The organism is Bacillus sp. jun7, from assembly GCF_051034795.1.
In the GTDB taxonomy this organism is placed as follows: domain Bacteria; phylum Bacillota; class Bacilli; order Bacillales; family Bacillaceae; genus Bacillus; species Bacillus velezensis.
Genome location: NZ_CP093219.1, coordinates 716,452 through 729,108 on the forward strand (window position 1 = coordinate 716,452; position 12,657 = coordinate 729,108).

Consider the following 12,657-nt stretch of genomic DNA (forward strand, 5'->3'; position numbering starts at 1 on the left):
CTAGAATTCCTCTTATTAAATTTTCACAATATAAATTGACTTAGATCTTTGTTGTTTGCAATCGTTCCGAGCTTTTCTTCAACGTATTGCGGCGTGATGGCGACTTTTTCCATCGTCACGTCCGGCGCTTCAAACGACAGGTCTTCCAAGAGACGTTCCAATATCGTGTGAAGCCTTCTCGCTCCGATGTTGTCCGTGTCCTGATTCACATGATAAGCCACTTCGGCGATCTTACGAATAGCTTCGTCAGAAAATTCAAGAGATATACCTTCTGTCTGCAATAAAGCCTGATATTGTTTTAACAGCGCGTTATCGGGTTCGACGAGAATCTTCACAAAATCATCCACCGTCAGCTTGCTCAATTCTACACGAATCGGAAAGCGGCCCTGCAGCTCCGGTATCAGATCAGACGGTTTGGCCATATGGAATGCCCCGGCTGCGATAAACAGCACGTGATCTGTTTTGACGGAGCCGTATTTCGTGACGACGGTAGATCCTTCGACAATCGGAAGGATATCTCTTTGAACGCCTTCTCTCGATACATCTGCTGAGGAAGAAGCCCCTCCATTTTTTGCGATTTTATCTATTTCGTCAATAAAGATAATGCCGCCCTCTTCAGCTCTTAACACGGCCTCTTGGCCGACTTCATCCATATCGATTAATTTGCCTGCCTCTTCATTGGTCAGAACCTTCCTTGCTTCTCTGACCGTCATTTTGCGGCGTTTTTTCTTTTTCGGCATCAGATTGCTCAGCGCATCCTGCATATTCATGCCCATCTGCTCCATCCCGGAGCCTTGCAGCATGTCAAACATCGACGGCTGCTGCTCTTCCACCTCTACGGAGACGTAATGGTCTTCGAGCTCTCCCAATGCGAGCTGATGCGCCATGCGTTTTCTTTTTTCTTCAAGGCTTGCTTCTTCCTGCTGGTCGGCTTCATCATCATTTGCCGTCTGGCTTCCTCCGAAAAGCATTTCAAACGGATTTTTCACACCCGCTTGTTTTTTCTTTCCCGGAACGAGAAGCCGCACTATACGTTTGTTTGCATTTTCTTCAGCCTGTTCTTTCACTTCGCTGATTTTTTCTTCTTTAATGAGCCGCACGGATGTCTCAACAAGGTCTCTGACCATTGATTCGACATCTCTGCCTACATAGCCGACTTCTGTAAATTTTGTCGCTTCAATTTTTATAAATGGCGCACCGGTAAGCTTGGCGATCCGTCTGGCGATCTCTGTTTTCCCCACCCCGGTCGGGCCCATCATCAGGATGTTTTTGGGAACGATCTCGTCTCTCAGTTTTTCATCAAGAAGACTTCTGCGATAGCGGTTTCTTAATGCCACGGCGACAGCTTTTTTCGCATCCTGCTGTCCTACAATGTATTGATCCAACCGATCTACGATTTGTCTCGGTGTTAACGGTTTGTTTTCCATGCGCCTCAAGTCCTTTCTATTCAAGTTCTTCCAAAATGATCTGATCGTTTGTGTACACGCAGATCTCGCCTGCGATTTTCAAAGCGGCTTTTGCAATATCTTTGGCGGACAGATTCTCTCCGGCATAGGTTTTCAGCGCCCTTCCTGCTGACAGGGCGTAGTTTCCGCCGGAGCCGATTGCCAAAATGCCGTCATCCGGCTCAATCACTTCACCTGTTCCCGATACGAGAAGCAAGGTATCCTGGTTCATGACAATCAGCATGGCTTCCAGCTTGCGCAGCACTTTATCGCTGCGCCATTCTTTCGCAAGCTCAACCGACGCACGTTTTAAATTGCCGTTGTATTCTTCAAGCTTCGCCTCAAACATTTCAAAAAGTGTGAAAGCGTCTGCAACAGATCCCGCAAATCCGGCCAGAACCTTTCCGTTAAACAGCTTTCTCACTTTTCTCGCAGTATGTTTCATGACTACAGCCTGACCGAATGTGACCTGGCCGTCTCCTGACATAGCGCTTTTCCCGTTATGCTGGACGGCAAAAATCGTTGTCGCATGAAAAGATGACATGAGAAGGGCCTCCTTTTAATTTTCTTTAAAAGCTCTCGGGTGGTGGGACATATATGTGTTTCTCAGCATTTCCTTCGATACATGCGTGTATATCTGCGTAGAAGACAGATTGGAATGGCCCAAAAGCTCCTGGACGCTTCTTAAATCAGCCCCTTCATTCAGCAGATGAGTCGCAAACGTGTGCCGAAGCATATGCGGGTGTATATGTAAAGTGCCGGATGCTTTTTTTACAAGCCCGCTTAAAATATACCGGATTCCTCTGGCGGTCAGCGGGCCGCCTCTTTGATTGACAAACAGCACATCATGAGGCTCTTTTGCTTTTTCAAGCAGGCACTGCCTTCCGCTGTTGATATACAGCTCCAGCGCATCACGGGCATATGAGCCGAACGGGATATAGCGCTGCTTCTTGCCTTTCCCGTGAACGAGCACCGTATCCATGAACAGGTCAAGATCGCCGACAGTGAGCGTACAGCACTCACTGACCCTCATTCCGGTCGCATAAAGAAGCTCAAGCAGGGCCTGATCGCGCATCCCTGACGGCTGACTTCTGTCTGAGACAGCGAATAGCTCCTCAAGTTCTTTTTCATAAAGAAACTTCGGAATCCGTTTCTCTTGTTTCGGCAGATGAACAAGCTGAAACGGATTCTCTTCAACAAGCTTTTCCCTCATTAAAAATTTATAGAAGCTTCTCAAAGCTGAAATTTTCTTGCTGATTGTTTTTCTTGACAGGCCTTTTTCATAAGCCTCTGTCAAAAATATTCTCACATCATGATATGCAGCTTCTTTCATTCCATTTATATTTTGAGCATGCAGAAACATCCCAAATTCTTCAATCGAATTAACATAATTCACAATAGTATATTGTGAATAATTTTTTTCAATTTGTAAATATTCAACGAATAACTTTAAAAAAAAGTTAACATTCTCAGTCATTATGAAGACCTCCCTCTCCGAAGGGCTTTTAAATGGTATCATATAATGCATCGAAGTTGCAATGAAAAGCTATATCGTTTTCGAAATAGTTTGAATAGTCTCAATTGCGCGTTTAGCGTATTCTTCATTTCGTTCTTTTTTGTTTTTAATTTTTACAGGCAATTCTTTTAAGAGGCCGAAGTTTGCATTCATCGGCTGGAAGTTCTTCTGATTTGTCGTCGTAATGTAGTGAGCCATGCTTCCGATCGCCGTCTCCTGCGGGAATGTCACAAGATCCTGACCGAGCACAAGTTTGGCGGCATTGATTCCCGCTACAAGACCTGAAGCGGCAGATTCAACATAACCCTCTACACCGGTCATTTGGCCCGCGAAAAACAGATCGTTCCGCTGTTTAAATTGATATGTCGGGTTCAAAAGGCTCGGCGAGTTGATAAATGTGTTTCTGTGCATGACGCCGTATCTGACGATATCAACATTTTCAAGGCCGGGGATCAGTTTAAGCACTTCTTTTTGGTCTCCCCATTTTAAATGTGTCTGAAAACCTACAATATTATAAAGCGTTCCCGCCGCGTCATCCTGTCTGAGCTGAACGACTGCATAAGGGCGCTTGCCTGTTTTCGGATCTTCCAGTCCGACCGGTTTCATCGGTCCGAACAGCATCGTTTTCTTGCCTCTTTTCGCCATGACTTCAATCGGCATACAGCCTTCAAAGAAGATTTCTTTCTCGAATTCTTTTAAAGGAACCGTCTCAGCCGTCGTCAATGCTTCATAAAAACGGTCAAACTCTTCCTCTGTCATCGGGCAGTTTAAGTATGCCGCTTCTCCCTTGTCGTAACGGGATTTTAAGTACACTTTCTCCATATCAAGGCTGTCTTTTTCGACAATCGGCGCCGCCGCGTCATAAAAATACAGATACTCTTCTCCCGTGAGCTCTTTCAGCTGCTGTGAAAGCGATTCTGACGTAAGCGGTCCGGTCGCGATAACCGTCGGGCCTTCCGGAATCTCTGTTACTTCCTCAGTAAGAACCGTTACGTTCGGATGGTTTTTCACGAGATCCGTCACGCTTTGCGCAAATTCATGGCGGTCAACTGCAAGCGCTCCCCCTGCCGGAACCGAGCATTTATCAGCAGATTGAATGATTGCTGAGTCAAGCGCCCGCATTTCTTCTTTTAATACGCCTACCGCATTGGCGAGTGTATTTGAACGGAGGGAGTTGCTGCATACCAGTTCAGCGAATTTATCAGTATGATGGGCTGCCGTCTGCCTGACGGGCCGCATTTCGTATAGTTTTACTTGAATTCCTCGTTTTGCAAGCTGCCATGCCGCTTCACTTCCGGCAAGGCCTGCTCCGATTACATTAACTGTTTGCTGGTTCATTTCTTTTCATCTCCTGTTGTTTGTCCCTTCCACACAAAGAAGGTGAGCAAGGCTCTGCTCACCGCTACTTCTGTGGTTCTTCCTTATAATCGCATTCGACGCATTGGACTTGTATGCCTTTTTTAAGCTTTTTCTCTACGAGCATATTTTCACATTTCGGGCATTTTCGTTCAATCGGTTTGTCCCAAGATACGAAGTCGCATTCAGGATAACGGTCACAGCCGTAAAAGACGCGTTTCTTTTTTGATTTTCGTTCGACAATGTTTCCTTCATGGCACTTCGGACATTTTACGCCGATTTGTTTGACAATCGGTTTTGTATTCCGGCAGTCAGGGAAGTTGGAACACGCCATAAATTTACCGTATCGGCCCATTTTATAAACCATCCGGGAGCCGCATAATTCACAATCTTCATCTGCGTATTCAGGTTCAATTTCCACTTCTTTCATTTCAGCTTCCGCTTTTTTCACGCGTTTTTCGAAATCGGTATAGAAGCTGTCAATGATTTGAACCCATTCTGTCTGGCCATCTTCAACATGGTCAAGGTCTCTTTCCATTTTAGCCGTGAATTCAACGTTGATGATTTCCGGGAAAAACTCCATGATAAGATCCAGCACGATCTGCCCAAGCTCAGTCGGCACAAACCGTTTATTGTCTAATCCCACGTAACCGCGGCGCTGGATGGTATCAAGAGTCGGCGCATATGTCGAAGGACGGCCGATTCCCAGTTCTTCAAGCGTTTTAACCAGGCGCGCTTCTGTGTAACGCGGAGGCGGCTGAGTAAAGTGCTGCTCAGGCTCAATATCTTTCGATAAAACCGTGTCTCCCTCTTTAAGGTCCGGAAGCATGCGGTCTTTTTCTTCCAGCTGATCGTCTTTACCCTCTACATAGACTTTCATGAAGCCGGCGAATTTGACTTTACTTCCGTTTGCCCGGAATGTCAATCCGTTATTGCTGAGATCGACGCTCATCGTATCAAGGACGGCAGGCGCCATCTGGCTTGCAACAAAGCGCTCCCAAATCAGCTTGTATAATCTGAGCTGGTCTCTTCCAAGCACCGCTTTTAAGTCGGCTGGTTTTCTGAGTACTGAAGTCGGGCGGATCGCTTCGTGGGCATCTTGAGCGTTTTCATTTTTCTTTGCCGGTTTCCGTTTTCCCGCTAAGTACTCTTTTCCGTACGCCTGATCAATAAAAGCTGACGCCTCTTCAACGGCTGTATTGGAAATCCGCGTTGAGTCCGTTCTCATATACGTGATGAGCCCGACTGTCCCTTCTTTGCCGAGATCAATTCCTTCATATAATTGCTGAGCGATCATCATCGTTTTCTTCGCTCTGAAATTCAGCTTCCTGGCAGCCTCCTGCTGCAGAGTGGACGTTGTAAACGGCAGAGCGGGATTTCGTTTGCGCTCTTTTTTCGTCACCTTGTCAACTGTATACTTATTGCCTTTCAGCTGAGCAAGGACGGCTTTTACGTCTTCTTCGCTTTTTAAAGGAAGCTTTTTGCCGTTTTTCCCGAAAAATCCGGCTTCAAACGTCTCTTTTCCCTTTAAAAATGAGCCGGTAATCGTCCAGTACTCTTCAGGTTTAAAGTCATTGATTTCCTTTTCCCGGTCGATGATCAGCCGGAGCGCAACGGATTGCACACGGCCCGCACTGAGGCCTTTTTTTACTTTTTTCCAAAGAATCGGGCTGATTTTGTATCCGACGAGTCTGTCTAGTATGCGGCGCGCCTGCTGCGCATCGACAAGATCCATATTAATCATGCGCGGATGTTTAAATGATTCTTTAATGGCGTCTTTCGTTATTTCATTAAAGACGACCCGGCAGTCCGAGCTGAGATCCAGATCAAGGCTGTGTGCGAGATGCCATGCAATCGCTTCCCCTTCTCTGTCGGGGTCGGCCGCGAGATAGACTTTTTTTGCTTTCTTTGCCGCTGTTTTTAATTCTTTTAAAACAGGGCCTTTTCCGCGGATCGTAATATATTTCGGTTCAAAGTTCTGTTCGATGTCAACTCCCATTTGACTTTTCGGAAGATCCCGGACATGTCCCATTGAAGCTTTGACTTTATATTTCTTCCCTAAATAACGTTCAATCGTTTTCGCCTTTGCCGGCGATTCCACGATGACTAGATAATCAGACATTTTCATCCCCCTCAAGAGGTGTTCTCTCTCTTTTCAAGTATCAATTCATTTTAGAGCTGCCTTTTTATGGCTTTCAACATTTCATTCTTTATGATGAACGTCATTTTATACATGAAAATAATATGCAACTTTAAATCCTCACTATTATTAAATATTACAATACCGTTTGTCAAACGATATTTCAAAAGGGTTCCGTATACTGAACGCATCGGGCGGTCAGCTCTCCGTCAATATCCTCTGCGCATAATACAGCTTTCGCCCCTTCTTGAATGAGTTTTATAGGTCCTCCGGAATATGGATTAAATATGGAACCCGGAACGGCAAATACCTCTCTGCCTTGATCGAGGGCCTGGTAAGCTGTGATTAATGAACCGCTTTTTTCTTTTCCCTGCACGACCACAATTCCTTCACTTAGTCCGCTGATTATGCGGTTTCTCATCGGAAAATGCCATTTTTTCGGCTTTGTTTCAGGAGGATGTTCTGAGAGTAGGAGATGGTGTTCAGCCATGTATTCTGCTAACAGGAGATTTTCCCGGGGATAGATGTGATGGAATCCGCCGGCTATCACGCCGATCGTAAGCCCTTTTGCCCTGATGCTCGCCTTATGAGACAATCCGTCTATACCGGATGCAAGCCCGCTTACAATGACCCAGCCTTTTTTTGAGAGTTCGGCGGAAAGATGCCCAGCCGCTTTTATTCCGTCTTCCGTCGGTTTCCGCGTTCCTACAATCCCGATTTTTCTGCCTTTTTCAAGAAGCGGCGTGTTCCCTTTTGCATACAAGACAGCCGGCGGATCATAAATCGCTTTAAGCCATGTTGGGTAGCGGCTTGATGAAATCGGAATGACAGTAATGCCTTCGCGGCGGTAATCGGACAGAACTTCATCAAGTTCCGGATCCTTGCGCTCTATTTCCCGAAAAATTTCTTCCGGGGCTGTTTTCCCTTCTGATAAAACAGTTAATGGATGCGGATCCGGTAAAAAAGACAGAGAGTGATCAGCTTTCCACCATTTTAATAGAAGAGACGGGGAAATGATTTGATTAATACTGCAGACCATTAAACAGCGCGATGCTTGATCCAAATCGGGCAACCTCCTCTTTTGTACAGCAAAAACAGGAACAGCCGTTACGGCTGCCCCTGCTTCGATCAGTGCGTTTTGCACGTTTCAAATAAGCCTTTTTCTTTTAACACCTTAATCAGCGTTTCACCCATTACAGAAGGGGTTTCCGCGACTTCAATTCCGCAGGCGTTCATCGTTTTGACTTTTTCTTCTGCCGTGCCTTTTCCTCCGGAGATGATGGCGCCCGCATGGCCCATGCGTTTTCCCGGAGGCGCGGTTTTACCGCCGATAAAGCCGACAACAGGCTTCGTCATGTTCGCTTTCACCCACTCAGCCGCTTCTTCTTCAGCTGTGCCGCCGATTTCTCCGATCATGATGACGGCATGTGTTTCAGGATCTTCATTGAACGCTTTTAACACGTCAATAAAGTTCGTGCCGTTGACCGGATCGCCGCCGATCCCTACAGCGGTAGACTGGCCTACGCCGGCTTCTGAAAGCTGATGGACGGCCTCGTATGTCAATGTTCCTGAACGGGATACAACGCCTACATGACCCTTTTTATGAATGTATCCCGGCATAATGCCGATCTTGCATTCTTCAGGTGTAATAACACCCGGGCAGTTCGGCCCTATTAATCTCGTTTTCTTGCCTTCCATAAAGCGCTTCACTTTCACCATGTCCAAAACCGGAATGTGCTCAGTGATACAAATGACAAGATCAATTTCCGCGTCAACCGCTTCCATAATTGCGTCCGCCGCAAACGGAGCCGGCACGTAAATGACTGACGCATCAGCGCCCGTTGTGTGAACCGCTTCTGCGACCGTATTGAATACCGGTACGCCTTCCGCTTCCGTTCCGCCTTTTCCAGGTGTTACACCGCCAACGATATTCGTGCCGTATTCCAGCATCTGCTTTGTATGAAATAAAGCGGTAGAACCTGTAATCCCCTGTACAATAACTCTTGTATCTTTATTGATAAAAACACTCATTATCTGGTCCCCTGCCTTTCATTCTTTCCTAAACTAAGGATACGATTTTCTGTGCGCCGTCTGCCATTGATTCCGCAGATGTGATGTTTAAGCCTGATTCATTCAGGATTTTCTTTCCTAAATCTACGTTTGTCCCTTCAAGGCGCACGACCAGCGGCAATGTCAATCCGACTTGTCTCGTCGCTTCAACAACGCCCTCGGCGATGACATCACACTTCATGATGCCTCCGAAAATATTAACGAAAATTCCTTTTACGTTTTGATCGGAAAGAATGATTTTAAAAGCTTCCGTCACTTTTTCTGCGGTTGCGCCGCCCCCGACATCAAGGAAGTTTGCAGGTTCTCCGCCGTAGTGTTTAATGATATCCATTGTAGACATTGCAAGACCCGCGCCGTTTACCATACAGCCGATATTTCCATCAAGGGAAATGTAGCTTAAATCGTATTTTGACGCTTCGATTTCTTTCGGATCTTCTTCATCTAAATCTCTGTATTCCATAATGTCTTTTTGTCTGTATAACGCATTGCTGTCGAAGTTCAGCTTAGCATCCAGCGCCATGACGTTTCCGTCCCCCGTAACGACGAGAGGGTTGATCTCGGCGATGGAGCAGTCCTTCTCAACAAATGCTTTATATAAACCGAGCATAAATTTAGCGGCTTTGCCGACAAGCTCTTTCGGGATGTTAATTGCGAATGCAATTTCCCTTGCCTGATAGCCCTGAAGGCCGACAGCCGGATCAATTACCGCTTTTTTAATTTTTTCAGGTGTTTTTTCCGCTACTTCTTCAATCTCCGTTCCGCCTTCTTCAGACGCCATTAAAACGATTCTTGAAGTAGCGCGGTCAAGTACAAGCCCGACATAGTATTCCTTTTTAATATCGCAGCCTTCTTCAATAAGTAAGCGTTTTATTACTTGTCCGTCCGGACCCGTTTGATGTGTGACGAGCGTCTTGCCTAACAGTTCTTCGGCATACTCTTTCACTTCATCTTTTGTTTTTGCAATCTTTACCCCACCAGCTTTGCCGCGGCCGCCAGCATGGATTTGCGCCTTTACGACATAAACCGAGCTTGACAGGCTCTCTGCTTTTTCAACTGCTTCCTCTGCTGTAAAAGCCACTTTACCTTCAGGAACAGACACCCCGTATTTTCTGAGGACTTCTTTTCCCTGGTACTCATGGATATTCATTTCCCATCCTCCTAACTTATGTAGCAAAACTAAAAATAGACTGCGCTTTCATTCTATATAATACTGGAAGAATTGTCTAGGGTTCAAAACAAAATCTTTATATCCTTCCAAACATTCTAACTTTTATTTTATTGAAAATATAAATTTAAACGGAGTCCGGGAAATGAATGGTCCTTATTTTTCGTTTTTCAGGGTTTCGTCCAGTCTGTAAACAAATGAAAAAATTTCGGCAACGGTTTCATAGAGCGCCTCCGGTATCTGATCGTCAACCGTCAAATGGCGCATTAATTCGACAAGGGTTCTGTCTTCCTGAATGGGAACCCCAGCCTTCTCAGCTTCTTTTATAATATTTTCCGCCACATGCCCCCTGCCTGTTGCGACAACCTTCGGGGCTTGGTCTTTCTGCCGGTCGTAATGCAGGGCGACAGCTCTTCTTAACGGCGTTTGCTCTTTCATATTTTCACATCCACTTTTCTTCCGCCGTCTTTTTCTATAAACTCTTCCACAAGAGCGCTCTGGTCTTTCGGGCGCCGTTTTTTAGACGTGACGCCTGACAGGCTGAAGCCCGTTTCTTTTACGGCTTCTTTTAAAGCCGGTACGAGAGGGTCGATGGCCGCCTGAAGCTCAAAATCAGTCTCAACCGTAATGGTCATTACATTTTGCTGAATCATGCAGTCCACAACGGTTTCTTGCAGTGTTTCAAGATGCAGCAAAAACAGGAGCCTGCAATGTGACGGATCGAGTTTTCCGTCCGGCTTCTTCCGTCCTTTAAAGAGAACTGTGATGTCATTCTCATACGCGGACGCTCCCAGCGGAAATGACAGCACCATCTGCGTAAAAGAAGGGTTATGCTGCTCAATAAACAGCTGGCCGTTTAATTTATGAATAAGCGGTTCCGCCTCTTGTTTAACGGATTGGGGCGCTTCTTGAAGCGTCCGGACGGCTTGGAGGGCGGTTTTCAGCGCTTGTTTCTCCGGCTGCGGAGATACGCCTTTTTCAAGCGCTGTAATGAATGATAATTCATCACGCGTGCCCAATCCTTTTTTGATTTTCTGCAAAAGGCTTAATACATCATCTTTTTCCGCATATTTCAATTCGGTGAGCTGAACGGCTTTTTCGAAAACAGCCGCCTCCTGTTCTGTCAGATGTGCTTTTTGAAGAACAGGTGCTGTTTTAAATGTTTTTTCTTGAGAAATGAAAGCCTTAATGATCTCCGCCGTTACTTTTACGGGGCGGTTTTCAGTTTTTTCTGCCGATGTCATTAATTTCTCTATAATCTGTTTTGCCGTTTTTTCAGGAAGTTCCGGATCTGTCCGCGCACTCGGAGGAGAAGGTTGGCTTGAGACTGCCTTTCCGTTTTCACGAGTCTCTCGGACAAATGGTGATTGTTTTGATTCCGTCCGTTCTTCTTCATCCATCAGCCCGGTTTCTGGGATCGGCATGCGTGCAGCCTCGGCAAGCTTCTTCAAGAGACGTTCTGCATGAAGATCCGTTTCCGCGTTTAATACGTCAGAAACCGCCTCTTTGAGCACAGACAGCTCTTTTGCCGATTGCGGAGCCTGATTGATTGCCTGAAGCAGTCCTGAGAGGAGGCGACGGGTCGGAACCGGATATTTAACGGCATGAATGGCTGACAAGACTTCCGGATGTGCGGGCAGTTCCCGTTTCAGCGCAAATACGATTGTTTCCGCCGCTTTTTTCAATTCGGCGGCCGGAAGCGATTCAGCCCAGCGGATGCAGGCTTTGAGACTGTTTTCCGTCATCGGCAGCTTCTGCTGCATAAACGTTTCGGCAATCTGCAGAGACACAGGGCCCGGTTTGACGGAAAGTGCGTTTAACAGTCTACCCGCCGCTTCCTGAACGGTTTTCGGGCTTCCTTCGAATTGGTCGATGACATGAAGCCGGCCCGTTTTTTCCGCCGGCTGTTTGTCATAAGAAAACCAGTAATACGCCTGCGGTCGGAGGGCGGTTTCAAGCTTTCCCTGCATCGTCCGGCCGCCGATCTGGATAAGAGCGCTTTGATCGTCCAGCAAACGGAGAACCTTCCCTAACAGCAGCCTTTGAGCGCCGCTGTCTTTACCGCCGTCCTGCCGGTCCGGAGGGATTTCCGCCGTCAGCTGTCTGAAAGCCGCTTGGATTTCGCCGCTAATGTTCATGTCTTAAGCCTCTTTTCTAACAATAAGATTGAACGGGAGCGAACGTTTTTCGGTGAATAGTTGTCGGTCCGTATGCCTGAAGAGCTTCAAGATGTTCTTTCGTTCCGTAGCCTTTATTTTTTTCAAAGCCGTACATGGGGTAGGTTTTGGCGTACTCAGCCATGAGACGGTCCCGCGTTACTTTTGCTATGCAGGCTCCGGCGGCAATTGACACGCTTTTGGCATCCCCTTTTATAACTGATGACTGCGGAATGTCGAGCGGAAGGGTCATGGCATCAACAAGCAGATAATCAGGAGTTTCCGTTAAAGCATTGACGGCTTTTACCATCGCCAGTCTCGCGGCCTCATAAATGTTGATCCGGTCAATGACGTCCGCATGGACAATGCCGACTCCTACAGCCGCCGCTTCTTCCGTGATCCGGCTGTAATACTCCTCGAGCTTCTTTTCCGACAATTTCTTCGAGTCCGTGAGACCGAGAATCTCGCATTCTGCCGGCAAAATGACGGCGCCGGCGACAACCGGTCCGGCAAGCGGCCCTCTTCCGGCTTCGTCAACACCCGCAATCAGGCGGAAGCCCTTTTTGGATGACAGTCTTTCGTATGCCGTCATGTTCAGCCATTGCTCTTTAAGAGCTTTTTCCTTCGCGTGCTTTTTCAGCCATTGCTCTAAAAGCGTCTGTACGCTTTTTCTCGGGTCTTTCTCACATTGGGCAAGGAAGGGGTCGCTTTCGTCCCTGATCTCTTGCAGGCGTTCTTTTACGCTTTTTACGGTTAATGTATTCACGTTCTCTTCTCCCTTACATTATGTATATCGGTATTCTGCGGAA

11 protein-coding genes are annotated in these 12,657 nt (G+C 46.7%); all 11 read right to left on the reverse strand.

Translation table 11 applies throughout. From position 1 onward, the window contains the following. Window positions 1-23: 23 nt before the first annotated feature. Window positions 24-1,427, reverse strand: coding sequence for an HslU--HslV peptidase ATPase subunit (hslU, locus tag MJQ52_RS02995; RefSeq protein WP_014305002.1), 1,404 nt, complete (start codon window positions 1,425-1,427; stop codon window positions 24-26). Window positions 1,428-1,443: 16 nt separating this feature from the next. Continuing rightward, complete coding sequence (hslV, locus tag MJQ52_RS03000; RefSeq protein ID WP_003154267.1) at window positions 1,444-1,989, reverse strand: ATP-dependent protease subunit HslV; 546 nt, start codon at window positions 1,987-1,989, stop codon at window positions 1,444-1,446. A gap of 15 nt (window positions 1,990-2,004) precedes the next feature. After that, entirely contained in the window at window positions 2,005-2,922 is a 918-nt protein-coding gene (xerC, locus tag MJQ52_RS03005) for a tyrosine recombinase XerC (RefSeq protein ID WP_007409774.1), read from the reverse strand. Window positions 2,923-2,991: 69 nt separating this feature from the next. After that, entirely contained in the window at window positions 2,992-4,299 is a 1,308-nt protein-coding gene (gene trmFO / locus MJQ52_RS03010; protein WP_012117550.1) for an FADH(2)-oxidizing methylenetetrahydrofolate--tRNA-(uracil(54)-C(5))-methyltransferase TrmFO, read from the reverse strand. 64 nt (window positions 4,300-4,363) lie between these two features. Continuing rightward, the gene (gene topA / locus MJQ52_RS03015) at window positions 4,364-6,439 is read right to left on the reverse strand and encodes a type I DNA topoisomerase (RefSeq protein WP_025649465.1); all 2,076 of its coding nucleotides are present in this window, start codon (window positions 6,437-6,439) and stop codon (window positions 4,364-4,366) included. 181 nt (window positions 6,440-6,620) lie between these two features. Continuing rightward, window positions 6,621-7,520, reverse strand: coding sequence for a DNA-processing protein DprA (gene dprA, locus MJQ52_RS03020; RefSeq protein ID WP_094246940.1), 900 nt, complete (start codon window positions 7,518-7,520; stop codon window positions 6,621-6,623). Between the two features lie 65 nt (window positions 7,521-7,585). Next, on the reverse strand, window positions 7,586-8,488 hold the full coding sequence (gene sucD, locus MJQ52_RS03025) for a succinate--CoA ligase subunit alpha (protein ID WP_003154281.1): 903 nt from the start codon (window positions 8,486-8,488) through the stop codon (window positions 7,586-7,588). 28 nt (window positions 8,489-8,516) lie between these two features. Further along, entirely contained in the window at window positions 8,517-9,674 is a 1,158-nt protein-coding gene (gene sucC / locus MJQ52_RS03030; RefSeq protein WP_003154283.1) for an ADP-forming succinate--CoA ligase subunit beta, read from the reverse strand. Window positions 9,675-9,848: 174 nt separating this feature from the next. Beyond that, the gene (locus tag MJQ52_RS03035; protein WP_007409769.1) at window positions 9,849-10,130 is read right to left on the reverse strand and encodes a FlhB-like flagellar biosynthesis protein; all 282 of its coding nucleotides are present in this window, start codon (window positions 10,128-10,130) and stop codon (window positions 9,849-9,851) included. Continuing rightward, on the reverse strand, window positions 10,127-11,830 hold the full coding sequence (locus MJQ52_RS03040) for a glycosyl transferase (RefSeq protein WP_094246941.1): 1,704 nt from the start codon (window positions 11,828-11,830) through the stop codon (window positions 10,127-10,129). The genes MJQ52_RS03035 and MJQ52_RS03040 overlap by 4 nt, the downstream gene beginning before the upstream one ends. A gap of 16 nt (window positions 11,831-11,846) precedes the next feature. Beyond that, window positions 11,847-12,614 (reverse strand): ribonuclease HII, encoded by a 768-nt coding sequence (locus MJQ52_RS03045; protein WP_094246942.1) that lies wholly within the window; start codon window positions 12,612-12,614, stop codon window positions 11,847-11,849. Window positions 12,615-12,657 lie beyond the last annotated feature (43 nt).